This is a genomic window from Virgibacillus sp. W0181, from assembly GCF_051846915.1.
Lineage (GTDB): Bacteria > Bacillota > Bacilli > Bacillales > Amphibacillaceae > JBPYCR01.
Genome location: NZ_JBPYCR010000015.1, coordinates 1 through 15,097, shown reverse-complemented (window position 1 = coordinate 15,097; position 15,097 = coordinate 1). Strand labels below are relative to the sequence as shown.

Genomic DNA, 15,097 nt, shown 5'->3' with positions numbered 1-15,097 from the left:
TGTGTGTAACTTTGCTGTGTTTTTCACGTTATTCACATGTTGATATTTATAGACTATTTAACTTTTCTTTTATTTCTTCAAGTTCGATAGACAATGTTTCATCACTATCAAGCGTTTTGCTTATCTTTGTATGGGCATGAATGACAGTTGTATGATCACGACCGCCGAACTCTTCTCCTATTTTAGGCAATGATAGATCCGTTAGTTCTCTTGCTAAATACATCGCTATTTGTCTTGGAAAGGCGATTGATTTTGTTCGTTTTTTTGCTAAGAAATCTTCAAGCTTTACCGCATATTTTTCCCCAACAGCTTCCTGTATATCGATGACCGTAATCTTTTTTGGACGGTTGTTTGGAATAATATCCTTTAACGCATCAACCGCAAGCGCCGTGTCAATATCTTGATTAATAAGGGAAGAATAGGCAACGACACGAATTAAGGCGCCCTCCAGCTCGCGAATATTTGTATCTATTTGATTCGCAATATAAAGCATTACTTCGTTTGGGATGTCGATGAGCCCTTCTGCTTTTGCTTTTTTTGTTAAAATAGCGATTCTTGTTTCTAAATCAGGAGGCGTTATATCCGTTATCAATCCCCACTCAAATCGAGAGCGCAGACGATCTTCCAACGTTGGTATTTCTTTTGGTGGCCGGTCACTGGAAATAATAATTTGTTTGCTTTCTTCATGTAGTGTGTTAAAAGTATGAAAGAATTCTTCCTGAGTTTGTTCTTTTCCCGCTAGAAACTGGATATCATCAATAAGTAATACGTCTACATTTCGATATTTATTGCGAAAATTTCCTGCTCTATTATCCATAATGGAATTAATAAATTCATTTGTAAATTTTTCCGATGATAAATAAACAACATTTGCACGTGGATTGTGTTCTTGAACATAATGTCCGATCGCATGCATTAAATGGGTTTTTCCAAGTCCTACTCCACCGTATATAAAAAGAGGGTTGTATGACTTAGCGGGTGCTTCGGCAACTGCTAGAGATGCTGCGTGAGCAAAACGGTTCCCAGTACCGATAACGAATGTGTCGAAAGTATACTTCGGGTTTAACATCGTGCGCTGTGATTGAGTTTCCTGTTGTGACTGTTTCCTTGCTTCATCTTTTGCTTCCTTTGTACTTTCTTTTTCCTTTATTTCTCCTGTTTCTGGAATAACAAATTTGGCGTTTAAATGAGCGCCTGTTAATTCGTATAATATATCGGAGATTAGTTCGGTATATCTCCCTTCCAACCAGTCTTTTGCGAATTCATTTGGTACAGATACAATAAGGGTATCCCCTTCAAGGTTGGAAGCCTTTGTATTTTTTAACCATGTTTCAAAGCTCGGTTTACTTATTTTTTTTTCTACTTTTTTGAGTGCTTCCAACCACAACTCTTCAATATTTTGCAAAGTGATTCCACCTTTTTATCATAATCAATAAAATGAAAGGTATAAAAAGCCTCTCTCAATCTTTCATAATTGTTTGCTTATGAGGAAGATGAAATGGCTATGAATGTACACGTGACGGTATATGTTCATGGACTTATTATAATTACTATTTATATTATCTTACCTGGATTTTAAATAAACAAAAGGGTAATAGATTTGAAAATAACCTGTGTATAAAAATAATAAGGGACAAACAAGGTTAAAGCGAATTATTAACATTATCCACGAAAATGGGGATAAGTGTTTCAACAAGAGGTGAATAATTACTAACAGTTTATCCACAGGCTGTGGGTAATTACAAAATTAAACAGACTTATTAACACACTAAAACATAATAATAATACCAAATAAACCGCGGTATTGCAATTGTATTTTACACTTGTCCACATAATTCGCGGAATGTAGACATTTTTTATCAACAGCCTATGATTTTGTGCAAAACTTGTCGATAATTACTGTGAATAATTCTAAAGGCAGAATCATATACTAATTAGGTTGTTGATAAATTTTAGATTGAAACGAAGTTCGGACTGTTGATAAAATGGGAGTTGACAGTTGCTATGTATTTTACGTATAATTATCAAGAATGTTTACGTCGTATATATTTTATTTATTTTATAAAGTATAATATGATATAGAAAGGCTTAATGATTAAGGAAAATGAGGGTTTATTTATATAGAGCAACTGCATTTTCTATGTTTTAATCCTTAGGGAGGTGCATGATCAATGAAAAGAACATTTCAACCGAATACTCGCAAAAGGAAAAAAGTACACGGTTTTCGCTCTCGAATGAGTACGAAAAACGGGCGCAAAGTTTTGGCTCGTCGTCGTAGCAAGGGACGAAAAGTATTATCAGCATAGGCCACTGAATAGTTTTCTCAGTGGTCTTTTTCCACTTTATTTTACTTTCCATATCGTTTTAACATTTAGAAAGTAAAATAAAAGGGTAAAATAGTAGAAAAACGAACGAGCAAGGATGTACATGGAAATTGTTGGTGATATAGTTGAAAAAAACGTATCGAATTAAGCGAAATGAAGAATTCCAATATGTTTTACAGCATGGAAATTCGTTTGCCAATCGGCAACTCGTGATTTATTATATGGATAAGCCTGATCAGGATCATTTCCGCATTGGTCTGTCTGTAGGGAAAAAATTAGGGAATGCGGTTACAAGAAATCGAATAAAACGCTATTTACGACAGGCCTTTCATGAATTAGAGGACGAAATTAAACCAACAGTCAATATTGTAATTATTGCTCGTCACCCTACAGTAGATATGAACTTTCATCACATAAAAAAGAGCCTTTCGCATCTATTATTTAAAACTAGGTTAAAAAATAAATAATAATTTACATATAAAGAGTATGTTTAAAGAGGAAGATAAGATTTATAAAGATATTCAATCCAAAAAAGGTCAAAGCGATTTTTGTCGGATTTTTGAATACTATCTTTAAATAAAATTACGATTTCGATTTACGATGGCAAAATGTTGCCAATGTTAGGAGGAAGTTGGTTTGCGTAAAAAGGTCTTTTTTATTTTGACCTTAATTGGTTTACTAGTCCTGCTTTCCGGATGTATGGACATTAATGAACCAATTAATAGCGAAAGTACCGGAATTTGGAATACGTATTTTGTGTATCCCATGTCGCAAGTGATACTTTATTTTGCGGATTTATTTAATGATGATTTTGGTTTATCGATTGTTGTTGTAACAATAATGGCACGTCTTCTGCTTTTACCATTGAATATAAAGCAGTTGAAAAGTTCAAAAGCGATGCAGGATATTCAACCAGAGTTAAAAGAAATTCAAAAGAAATATAGCTCCAAAGATGCGAATACTCAACAAAAATTACAGCAAGAGACAATGGCTTTATTTAAGCATCACGGTGTTAATCCGCTTGCTGGTTGTTTGCCGATATTTGTGCAAATGCCGATTTTAATAGCGATGTATCATGCAATTATGCGTACAGATGAAATATCTGGCCATACCTTTTTATGGTTTGCACTTGACTCACCGGATTATATACTCCCAATCATTGCGGGAGCTGCTACATTTTTACAGCAGAAGCTTATGATGGCGGGCAGTCCTGCTGCACAGAATCCTCAAATGGTAGCCATGCTTTATGTCATGCCGATTATGATCACTGTTTTTGCATTTTTCTTCCCTGCAGCTTTAGCATTATATTGGGTTGTAGGTAATATATTTATGGTTGGCCAAACGATGTTAATTCGTAAACCAATGATGAAGAATGCCGGTACAGGAGGAGACGAAAAGTGAGAGAAGTAACTGCTAGTGGACAAACGTTGGAAGAAGCAGTCCAGTCAGCATTAGAGCAGTTAAACACAACGAGAGACCAAGTAGATATTCAAGTTATTGATGGCGGGAAAAAGGGTTTTTTGGGCTTATTCGGATCACGTGCAGTAGTGAAAGTAAAACTTGCAAAAAATAGTATAGAAGAAACAGAAGCTTATATTACAAATGTAGCAAAAAATATGGGTGTAACTGTAGAAATAAAAACAACTGTTAAAGAGAAACAAGTGACATTTGAATTAAGTGGAGATAAAATTGCTTTACTCATTGGTAAGCGAGGACAGACACTTAATGCCTTGCAGTATTTGGTGCACCTCGTAGTGAATAAAGATGCAAAACAATTTTATACAGTCACGTTGGATGCAGAAGGTTACCGTAAACGGAGAAGGGAAACGTTAGAAACATTAGCGGGGAAAATGGCGGAAAAAGCAACCCGTTTAAATAATAAAGTTGCGCTGGAGCCCATGCCGGCTTTTGAAAGAAAAATAATTCATAGCGCACTGCAAACTAATAAAGCTGTTTCCACATATTCCGATGGTAAAGAACCGCATCGTCATATTGTAATAAAACCATCATAAATAATTTACTTTTTGTTAAACCTTGGGAAACCAAGGTTTTTTATTTATTTTTCTATACGAGGGGTTATGTGTATAAAAGTAGATATTATAGGAGATATAATGATTCACATGTGGATAATGCAGCATGATACAACAATTAAATAATTAATCATTCACATTGTGGATAACTTTATTTTTTTGTTGAATTATGATATTCTTGTTTGTTAGTGACTGGAAAAATAATTGATTTAATAAGATAAAACAATCTTAGACAAATTACCTTATATATAGGTTAGAAAGTATAAAGTTTTGTGCATAGCTGTCTAGCTTCGACGTACAAATGTTTTCGGTGGGACGAAAGCGTAGCTACAGTCCCAGGACCTGGCATTGTAAGCCTGCCAGTCCAGCCCCTCGATGTCTTAAGCAATAATTCATCGTGGCAATAACGCCACTACGATTTTTTGCTTAAGCTATGCCTGAGGCTGACCGGGCCGCTTGCGCTTTTCTTAAAAGATAAGAATGTATAAAATTTTTCGTGTAGCTGTCTAGCTTAAGCGCCCAGAAACTAGGCGACTTCCTGCAGCGCCTTGCGATAAAGAAGACTTGCCGATTGGCTTTAGACAGAGGCTTAGTCGCCCTTATGCCCTCGGGTGAAAGTCATCATCTATTCGGTAAGACAAAGGAGGGCCGACTAAACACGGCCTCCCGCGCCAACGTCGGCATACCCCTTTTGCAGGGGCATGATTCCTTTATCTTAGGGTATGGGAATGTTCGATTAAAACCGCCACTTTGCGTGGCGACATCGAACCACCAGCTTTGAGCTGGCGCAGTCGCTACGTTTCTAGGCAGGGCGCTTGCGCTTTTCTTTATGGAGGTGAAAGGAATGGATACTGATACGATTGCTGCGATATCAACACCGTTGGGGGAAGGGGCAATAGCGATTGTTCGGCTGAGTGGTGAAAGAGCAATTGCTATTGCGAATGACATTTTTCAAGGACAAGATTTAACCAATGCTCCTTCTCATACGTTTCATTATGGAAAAATAATGGATCCATTAACAAATGAACTGGCAGAAGAAGTAATGGTATCGGTCATGAAGGCACCGAAAACATTTACAAGAGAAGATGTTGTGGAAATTAATTGCCACGGCGGACTTGTTTCCGTAAATCGTGTGCTAGAAATTGTACTTCAAAAGGACGTGCGCATGGCTGAACCGGGAGAATTTACGAAGCGAGCATTTTTAAACGGACGAATTGATCTGTCACAAGCAGAAGCGGTTATGGATATGATTCGGGCGAAAACGGATAAAGCGATGAATGTTGCGCTACATCAAATGGATGGTCGTCTGTCCCGACTTATTGGTCGTCTACGTCAAAATTTGTTGGAAACTGTTGCACACGTAGAAGTAAATATTGATTATCCGGAATATGATGATGTGGAAGAAATGTCACAAGAGTTGATGAAAGTGAAAACAAAGGAAGTTTATGAAGAAATTGAAAAGCTTTTACAAGTGGCAGAACAAGGAAAGATATTGCGGGAAGGTTTAAAAACAGCCATTATTGGTCGACCGAACGTAGGTAAATCATCATTAATGAATGCGTTTGTCCAAGAAAATAAAGCAATCGTAACAGACGTTCCTGGAACGACTCGAGATACGATAGAGGAATATGTCAATGTACGTGGCGTTCCACTGAGGTTAGTTGATACAGCCGGGATTCGTGAAACAGAAGATATCGTGGAAAAAATCGGTGTGGAGCGTTCAAGAGAAATATTGAAGGAATCTGATTTGATTCTGTTTATGCTGAACTATAATGAAGAATTAACTAAAGACGATATGGCAATATTTCAAGCAATGAGCGACTTAACGTATATCGTCATTATAAATAAATCGGATTTAAAACAAAGACTGGATATTGATCAAATAAAAGAGCTTGCCGGTAATCATGCAATAATTACTACATCAATTCTTCAAGAAGAAGGTCTTGATGAACTGGAAACTGCAATGGCAAAACTTTTTTTTGCAGGTGATATCGAAACAGGTGATTTAACGTATGTATCCAATGTTAGGCATATCCAGTTGTTGAAGCAGGCAAAACAATCACTTACCGATGCGATGGAAGGCTTGGATCTTGATATGCCTCTGGATATTGTACAAATTGATGTAACCCGTACGTGGGAGATTCTAGGGGAAATCATTGGCGATACGGCAAGTGATGGATTAATTGATCAACTCTTTTCTCAATTTTGTTTAGGGAAATAATAATACTCGTTTATTATATAAAGTTTGTTCAGATTCGTTTCAATGGAATTCGGTACAAATAAAGGTAAAAGAAAGGATGAATAAGATGACGTACAATGCAGGGAAATATGATGTCATTGTTATTGGTGCAGGACATGCCGGTTGCGAAGCTGGAATTGCCGCAGCACGCATGGGAGCCAAAACATTAATGCTCACATTGAATTTGGATATGATCGCATTTATGCCGTGCAACCCATCGCTCGGCGGTCCAGCAAAAGGGATTGTCATACGTGAAATAGATGCCCTCGGCGGCGCTATGGGTAAAGTTATAGATAAAACGCATATTCAAATGCGTATGTTAAATACAGGAAAAGGACCAGCTGTTCGTGCTTTGCGTGCGCAAGCTGATAAACCTCTATATATACAAGAGATGAAAAAAGTAATAGAAGAACAGGAAAATTTAACACTAAAACAAGCAATGGTAAATGAACTAATTTTGGAAAACGGTGTATGTAAGGGAGTATTAACAGAAACAAATGCAGCTTATTATGCTGATTCAGTCATTATTACTACCGGGACATTCATGCGCGGAAAGGTGTTAATTGGGGATTTGGAGTACGAAAGTGGTCCGAATAATCAGCGTGTATCAATTAAATTGTCTGAAAACCTAGAGGAGCTCGGATTTGATTTAACTCGTTTTAAAACTGGAACACCGCCACGAGTTCATAATAAATCTATTGATTACTCAAAAACGGAAATCCAGCCTGGTGATGACAAGCCCCAAGGTTTTTCGTATGAAACAACAAACTTTATTACGGATCAAATTCCTTGCTGGTTAACTTATACAAATGAATTTACGCATGAAGTCATTAACGATAATTTGAAATTGTCCGCTATGTATTCCGGAATGAAACGGGGAACTGGACCGCGCTATTGTCCGTCTATTGAGGATAAAATAGTTCGCTTTAATGATAAACCACGTCACCAGATCTTTCTAGAACCGGAAGGGCGGAATACAGAAGAAGTATATGTCCAAGGATTATCTACTTCGTTGCCTGAATCTATTCAGGAAGAAATGATCAAATCTGTAGCAGGTTTGGAAAATGCACAAATAATGCGTGCCGGTTATGCGATTGAATATGATGCGGTCGTTCCAACACAGTTGTGGCCAACATTGGAAACAAAAAAGATTTCCGGGTTGTTTACAGCAGGCCAAATTAATGGAACGTCTGGTTATGAAGAAGCAGCAGGGCAAGGAATGATGGCTGGAATAAATGCTGCAGCAAAGGTATTAGGGAGAGACCCGTTTGTGCTCGATCGTTCACAGGCATATATCGGTGTATTAATAGATGATTTAGTTACAAAGGGTACGCGCGAGCCTTATCGTTTGCTGACTTCTCGTGCAGAATATCGCCTATTGCTGCGACATGATAATGCCGATATGCGACTAACTGCCCTTGGATATGAGCTTGGTATAATATCTAAAGAAAGATATGAAAAGTTTATCGCGAAAAAAGAAGCAGTCGAAGCAGAAAAGAAACGTCTGGCATCAATTATTATTAAACCAACAGAAGCTACACAAAATACGTTGAAAGATGCAGATAAACAGCCTTTAAAAGAAGCAGTAAAAGCGTATGATCTTTTGAAACGTCCGGAAATTAGCTATACATTGCTGGAATCTCTTTTAGAAGATCCCGTTGATTTGCCATTGGATGTGAAAGAACAAGTAGAAATACAAATTAAATATGAAGGTTATATTAAAAAAGCGTATGATCAAGTGAATCGGATGCAGAAAATGGAAGATAAACGTATTCCGAACAATATTGATTATGACGCTATACACGGCTTGGCTTCCGAAGCAAAAGAGAAATTAAAAAGTGTTCAACCATTATCCATTGGTCAAGCATCAAGAATTTCCGGCGTAACACCAGCTGACACATCCATTTTGGCTGTCTATATTGAACAAGGAAATGTAGCTCGGGCAGCAAACTAATAGATGGGAGATAAGTCGATGAATGTGCAGCGATTTGTTGAAGCATTGCATGAACAAGGAATAGAGCTTACAGAGGAGCAAATAAATCAGTTCGAATTATATTTTCAAACATTGGTCGAATGGAATGCAAAAATGAATTTAACTTCGCTCGTTTCAAAAGAAGATGTATATTTAAAACATTTTTATGACTCCATTTCATCAGCTTTTTATTATGATTTTACAAAGCCTTTGCATATTTGTGATGTGGGTGCCGGTGCAGGTTTTCCCGGTATCCCACTCAAAATATGTTTTCCACACGTACAAATCTCAATTGTTGATTCATTAAAAAAGAGAATTGGTTTTCTGGAGCATTTGAGAAAAATACTGAACTTGGAAAAAGTATTTTTTTATCATGACCGCGCAGAAAATTTCGGACAAAACCCAGATTTCCGCGAGCAATTTGATGTTGTAATGGCAAGAGCAGTTGCTCGATTAAGCGTACTAAGTGAACTTTGTTTACCATTGGCTAAAGAAAATGGCGTTTTCATTGCGATGAAAGGCGCCCAATCAAAAGAAGAATATAAAGATGCACAAAAAGCACTTCAAATCCTTGGAGGGGAAACAGCTGAAATAAAATCTTTTCATTTACCCGTCGAAAAAAGTGAACGAACAATAGTAATTGTAAAAAAATGTAAAAAAACACCGAAAAAATATCCGAGAAAAGCAGGAACGCCTAATCGTGATCCTATTAAATAATGGACTATTTGAAGTGCACTATAAATAACTCGATTATTTACTCTTACAAAGCTTTTTGTGGTAATATAAGTATAAAAGCAATAATGGAAACTGAAAATCTACATAATAAAACAGAAATTTTAATAGATTTGTTTTTGATTACCAATAAGGAATTATGGTATTCTTCATTGATGGACATATAAAGTGTCGAATTACTATATATTTTCTTTGATTATAGTTGATGAGAGTCAGATATTTTTAAATACGCTAAGAACAATTATTTAGTTAAATTTATATAGCATAGTAAACGTAATAGACGTTACTTTGGAATTTTTAATACTTTGCTTAAAAGATGAATGATTGATTGACACATATTAATCAGATGATTTTCCTTATTTATAAATTTTATGTACATTTAATTACTTGTACACAAAAGCCGTATTTAATTATTGTATATTCTTTTATAGACTGTAAGCAGTTTAAAATACAAAGTCCATTGTTTCACGTGAAACAATTATTAACGCTTTTTCACGTGAAAGAGGGGATAGGTTTTATTCAAAGGTAAAATGGAGTTTATAGGTGGTGTATCTTGATGTTAAATTCTTTTAACCGAATATTTGGCACTGGAACTGGTGATAAATCAGATGATGCGATTAGTAGTGATGGGAAATTTCATGCAGATGAAGTAGTCCAGCTTCCAGTACAAAAAATTGGCCCTAATCGATTTCAGCCCAGGTCCGTTTTTAATGAAGAAAAAATAATGGAATTAGCGCAAACGATACATACACATGGGATGATTCAGCCGATCATAGTTCGGAAAGCAGAAGAAGAAGAATTATATGAATTAATTGCAGGAGAACGCAGATTAAAAGCTGTACAGTTGTTAGAGTGGGAAGAAATCCCTGCCATCATTCGTGATATGACAGATACGGAAACAGCGTCTGTTGCATTAATAGAAAACTTACAAAGAGAAGAGTTGACCGTGATTGAAGAGGCAGCGGCATATGAACAACTTTTACAGCTGCATGGGTTGACTCAGGAAGCATTAGCACAACGACTTGGAAAAAGTCAGTCTACCATAGCGAATAAGCTCCGGTTGTTAAAGTTACCGGAAGAAATCCGTGAAGCATTGTTAAGTAAAAGCATTACGGAACGACATGCGCGAGCGTTAATTTTGGTCAAAGACCCTGAAAAACAAATTGCGGTTTTAAGAGAAATCTTGGAAAATGATTTAAACGTAAGTCAAACGGAAAAAAGAATAGAAGCACTTGACAATCCAAAACAAGAGAAAAACAATAAAAGACCACGCTTAAAAGGGATCAATAAAGACATTCGGATTGCAATGAATACGATTCGGCAATCATTACACATGGTCTCTGACACTGGTTTGGATGTTGAATCAGACGAACAGGAACATGAAGATTACTATGAAATAACGATTAAAATTCAAAAAAATAAGTAACTATGTTGTACAATCTATCAATAATTAAATTATAATTATATAGGATTAATAGATGTATATTGGTTTTTATAAAAAAATATTTGATCTCATAACAATTGTTTAATATACTTTATGAAAAAAATCCCCATCTTGCAGACTTAAGATGGGTCATTTTCTTCCTTATTAATATTCATATTGCGATTGTTCAACAATATCTATCTTTAGGGAACTTTATATCAAAATAAATGGTAGAATAGTAATAACGAAGTAATTATCCTTACGTAACGAAATAACGCAAATTAATAAAAGAATTCTTAATTGATGCAGTAAAATGCTACAGAAGTTTTAAGTTGGGTAGGTGAAAAAATGGGGAAAATTATAGCTGTGGCAAATCAAAAAGGTGGAGTAGGAAAAACAACATCAACAGTTAATTTAGGTGCATCACTTTCAAAGCTTGGTAACAATATTTTAATTGTTGATATAGATCCACAAGGAAATGCTACTAGCGGAGTAGGAGTAAATAAAGCAGACGTGGACAAGTGTATATATAATGTATTGGTAGAGGATTTGTCTGCAGAAGAAGTATGTGTCCCTACAATAATACCAAATTTGGACATAATTCCGGCTACGATCCAACTGGCTGGAGCAGAAATAGAACTTGTGCCAACAATATCACGGGAAATCAGATTAAAAAAGTCATTAACAAGCCTGAAAACAACGTATGATTATATTTTAATAGATTGTCCGCCATCGTTAGGTCTATTAACAATTAACGCTTTAACATCAGCAGACAGTGTACTTATACCAGTTCAATGTGAGTTTTATGCTCTGGAAGGACTTAGTCAGTTATTAAATACGATTCGTCTCGTTCAAAAACATTTAAATAAAGAACTAATGATTGAAGGAGTCTTGCTAACAATGTTGGATGCTCGTACAAACCTAGGTATCCAAGTGATTGAGGAAGTGAAAAAGTATTTCCAGGATAAAGTTTATCAATCGATTATTCCGAGAAATGTCCGACTAGGTGAAGCTCCGAGTCACGGAAAGCCGATAACTGCTTATGATCCAAAATCAAGAGGTGCAGAAGTATATCTTGAACTAGCAAAGGAAGTGATGGACAGTGGCGAAAAGGTTAGGTAAAGGTATTAATGCTCTTTTTCCTGACATAGAGGATACGGATGATGAATTGATTCAAGAAATACAAATTACAGAATGCAGGCCGAATCCATATCAACCGAGAAAGACCTTCCATGCGGATGCCATTGAAGAATTGAAAGAATCTATTTTGGAATATGGTATCATTCAGCCATTAGTAGTTCGTAAAAGTATTAAAGGCTATGAAATTGTAGTAGGGGAGCGACGTTATCGCGCTGCTAAAGAAGCAGGATTAGAGACAGTTCCTGTAGTTGTCAAAGAACTGACAGATAGTAAAATGATGGAATTGGCACTTTTGGAAAATCTGCAGCGTGAAGACTTATCACCAATTGAAGAAGCACAAGCGTATACAAATTTAATGACAGAGTTAAAAATAACACAAGAGGAATTATCCAATCGACTCGGTAAGAGCCGGTCCCATATTGCAAATATGACCCGACTCCTTTCATTGCCGGAGCAGGTTATCGCTCATATCAATAATGGGGAACTTTCCATGGGACATGGGAGAACATTATTAGGTTTGAAGGATAAAAACACACTTAATACTGTCGTAAAAAAAATCATTAAAGAAAATCTTAATGTACGCCAGGTAGAGAAACTCATCGACGATTTAAATGAAAAGCCCAAGAAAAAACCAAAACAAGTTAAAAAGGATGTTTTTTTAACTGAAAGAGAATCTATTTTAAGAGAAAGATTAGGTACAGGTGTTAACATTCTTCGAGGAAAGAAAAAGGGCAAAATTGAAATTGAGTTTTACACAATCGAAGACCTTGAACGGATTATTCAAGTGTTAGAAAGATAAAAGAAGCTGACTATTGAAGATGTTTAATCTTTATAGTCAGCTTTTATATTGAGTGTTATAATGGTTAACTAGGTATTGTAGCGATTATTATATGCGTAAGGAGGGTTAATTTGATATATTTCGATCAGGCAGCATCTTCTTTTCCTAAACCAGATCAAGTAATTCAAGAAATGGTAGAGAATATGAAGGAATATGGGGCAAATCCCGGAAGAGGGGGGCACCAGCTTGCCATTAAAGCGGATCAGATCATTACGGAAACACGGTTGCTTGCCTCAAAATTGTTTGGGGTAACGAATAGCAACAAATGTCTGTTTTATCCAAATGCTACGATTGCAATCAATCAAGCTTTGAAGGGAATAAACTGGAGCAAAGGAGACCATATTATTGCTACATCGGTAGAGCACAATGCAATAAGAAGGCCACTTGAATATTTAATGGATTCCTATGGAGTAGAAGTATCCTTTATTAAATGGACGGGAAATGATAAGTGTTTTTTAGATGAACTTACAAATTCTATAAAACAATCAACTAAGTTAGTTACAATGACACATAGTTCCAATGTGACAGGCTCCGTATTACCTTTAAGTGAATCAATGCAAATAGCCAAAGAGAGCGATTTATGGACGCTTGTAGATGCTTCGCAAACAGCAGGACACATGCCAATACATATGAAAGATTTAGGAATAAGCATGTTGGCATTCCCTGGACACAAAGGGTTGCTAGGACCACAAGGAACAGGCATGCTACTTGTTGAAGGGGATATTGACTTGATACCCATTCACCATGGTGGCACAGGTGCACGTTCCGAAGACCCAAGACAACCGGCAGTTTGGCCGGATAGGCTGGAAAGTGGTACGTTAAATACACCGGGTATAGCAGGGTTACATGCAGCGCTCACTCTGTATGAACAGCGGAAAAGTATAAATGTTCCACGTGAAACAATTTTAATTAACCGGTTAGTAGAAGGCCTAAAAAAAATAGATGGCATTACTTATTACGGTCCTCTAGAAGGAGAGGAACGGATGCCGGTTGCTGCATTTAATGTGTTAAACGTTTCATCACAGGAGATAGCAATGGTGCTCGACAGCCATTATGATATAGCTGTGCGTGGTGGGCTTCATTGCAATCCTCTGGAACATCAAACGATTGGAACAACAAAACAAGGTGTTATACGGGCAAGTGTAGGTGTATACAATACGGAAGAAGAAGTAGACATATTTTTACGTGCGATAAAAGAAATAGTAACGGGTTACGAAAATTTATAAAACATCGTGAGGTAGACGCTAATGGTTTTATTCGGAACATTGGTCAATGGAGCATTTATTATAGTAGGGAGTGTACTTGGGTTATTTTTTACAAAAATACCTGAGAAGTATAAAGAGACGGTAATGCATGGGATAGGACTGGCGGTTATCCTCATCGGGTTACAAATGGCATTTGCAACCGAATCAATTCTAATCGTTTTGATCAGTTTATTAACGGGAGCGATCATTGGCGAATTTCTACAAGTGGAGCAGTTTCTTAACCGATTTGGCACATGGATTGGGAGCAAGTTTACAACAGAAAATAGCAAGTATAGTGTTTCTCAAGGGTTCGTAACTGCATCATTAATCTTTGTTATTGGCGCGATGTCGGTTATTGGCGCGCTGGACAGCGGGATTCGCGGGGATCATCAAGTTTTAATTACGAAATCGATCCTCGATGGTTTTACAGCACTCGTTCTTACAACGACACTTGGGTTTGGTGTTATATTATCTTTTTTTCCGGTTGTTTTATACCAAGGCACTATTGCATTGCTCGGTACACAAATTGACAGGTGGATACCAGAGCAAGTATTAAACGGATTGATTGTTGAATTGACAGCTGTTGGTGGACTTCTAATTGTTGCAATTGGCTTGAATGTTCTAAAAATTATGCACGTCCGAATTGGGAATCTGCTCCCGTCCATTGCAACAGTAGGTATTGTATATTTTGTTTTTCATATTATTTAAGATGACAACTAATAGAAAGTTTTAAAGGGGAGTCCGAACGATATACAGTTTATATCAGTTCGGGTTTTTCTTTAAAAGATAAAAATGTATATAATTTTATGCATAGCTGTCTAGCTTCGATGTACAAATTTTTTCGATGGGACGAAAGCGAAGCTACAGTCCCAACATCGAACCACCAGCTCCCGTCTGGCGCAGTCGCTACGTTTCTAGGCGGGGCGCTTGCGCTTTTCTTAGCAGATAAGAAAGTATATAACTTTATTACTGCATAAGTGCAACTAAGGCTTTCGCCATAAAGGGTTGGCGATAAGCCAAGTTTTCTAAAAAGATAAGAATGTATATAATTTAACCCCTACCACGGTGTCGTTTCCTGTGGTATTTTTAATGTATGAAGAAAAACATTTTAAAACAAATTTTCTTTGACGAAAATCAACATTGGGAGTCATTTAA

At 36.7% G+C, this 15,097-nt stretch carries 13 protein-coding genes; 12 read left to right on the top strand and 1 reads right to left on the bottom strand.

Annotation, left to right across the window (positions count from 1 at the left end):
- Window positions 1–46: 46 nt before the first annotated feature.
- Window positions 47–1,405: a chromosomal replication initiator protein DnaA gene (gene dnaA, locus ACLIBG_RS08285; protein WP_439312297.1), complete on the bottom strand. Its 1,359-nt coding sequence runs from the start codon at window positions 1,403–1,405 to the stop codon at window positions 47–49.
- Between the two features lie 766 nt (window positions 1,406–2,171).
- Here dnaA and rpmH point away from each other — a divergent pair.
- The 12 genes from rpmH (at window position 2,172) to ACLIBG_RS08225 (ending at window position 14,650) form a co-directional block, all read left to right on the top strand.
- Window positions 2,172–2,306: a 50S ribosomal protein L34 gene (rpmH, locus tag ACLIBG_RS08280; protein WP_439312296.1), complete on the top strand. Its 135-nt coding sequence runs from the start codon at window positions 2,172–2,174 to the stop codon at window positions 2,304–2,306.
- A gap of 143 nt (window positions 2,307–2,449) precedes the next feature.
- A complete protein-coding gene (gene rnpA / locus ACLIBG_RS08275) occupies window positions 2,450–2,791 on the top strand; it encodes a ribonuclease P protein component (protein WP_439312295.1) in 342 nt (113 codons plus the stop codon).
- Window positions 2,792–2,960: 169 nt separating this feature from the next.
- A complete protein-coding gene (spoIIIJ, locus tag ACLIBG_RS08270; protein WP_439312294.1) occupies window positions 2,961–3,725 on the top strand; it encodes a YidC family membrane integrase SpoIIIJ in 765 nt (254 codons plus the stop codon).
- Complete coding sequence (gene jag / locus ACLIBG_RS08265) at window positions 3,722–4,336, top strand: RNA-binding cell elongation regulator Jag/EloR (protein ID WP_439312293.1); 615 nt, start codon at window positions 3,722–3,724, stop codon at window positions 4,334–4,336. The genes spoIIIJ and jag overlap by 4 nt, the downstream gene beginning before the upstream one ends.
- A gap of 862 nt (window positions 4,337–5,198) precedes the next feature.
- Complete coding sequence (gene mnmE, locus ACLIBG_RS08260) at window positions 5,199–6,575, top strand: tRNA uridine-5-carboxymethylaminomethyl(34) synthesis GTPase MnmE (RefSeq protein WP_439312292.1); 1,377 nt, start codon at window positions 5,199–5,201, stop codon at window positions 6,573–6,575.
- 85 nt (window positions 6,576–6,660) lie between these two features.
- Window positions 6,661–8,547, top strand: a complete 1,887-nt coding sequence (mnmG, locus tag ACLIBG_RS08255) for a tRNA uridine-5-carboxymethylaminomethyl(34) synthesis enzyme MnmG (RefSeq protein ID WP_439312291.1) — start codon at window positions 6,661–6,663, stop codon at window positions 8,545–8,547.
- Between the two features lie 18 nt (window positions 8,548–8,565).
- Window positions 8,566–9,282, top strand: coding sequence for a 16S rRNA (guanine(527)-N(7))-methyltransferase RsmG (rsmG, locus tag ACLIBG_RS08250; RefSeq protein WP_439312290.1), 717 nt, complete (start codon window positions 8,566–8,568; stop codon window positions 9,280–9,282).
- A gap of 571 nt (window positions 9,283–9,853) precedes the next feature.
- Entirely contained in the window at window positions 9,854–10,723 is an 870-nt protein-coding gene (gene noc / locus ACLIBG_RS08245) for a nucleoid occlusion protein (RefSeq protein WP_439312289.1), read from the top strand.
- Window positions 10,724–11,068: 345 nt separating this feature from the next.
- The gene (locus tag ACLIBG_RS08240) at window positions 11,069–11,842 is read left to right on the top strand and encodes a ParA family protein (RefSeq protein ID WP_439312288.1); all 774 of its coding nucleotides are present in this window, start codon (window positions 11,069–11,071) and stop codon (window positions 11,840–11,842) included.
- Window positions 11,823–12,659, top strand: coding sequence for a ParB/RepB/Spo0J family partition protein (locus tag ACLIBG_RS08235; RefSeq protein ID WP_439312287.1), 837 nt, complete (start codon window positions 11,823–11,825; stop codon window positions 12,657–12,659). The genes ACLIBG_RS08240 and ACLIBG_RS08235 overlap by 20 nt, the downstream gene beginning before the upstream one ends.
- Before the next feature lie 110 nt (window positions 12,660–12,769).
- Entirely contained in the window at window positions 12,770–13,924 is a 1,155-nt protein-coding gene (locus ACLIBG_RS08230) for an aminotransferase class V-fold PLP-dependent enzyme (RefSeq protein WP_439312286.1), read from the top strand.
- Window positions 13,925–13,945: 21 nt separating this feature from the next.
- Window positions 13,946–14,650 (top strand): DUF554 domain-containing protein, encoded by a 705-nt coding sequence (locus ACLIBG_RS08225; protein ID WP_439312285.1) that lies wholly within the window; start codon window positions 13,946–13,948, stop codon window positions 14,648–14,650.
- Window positions 14,651–15,097: the final 447 nt, after the last annotated feature.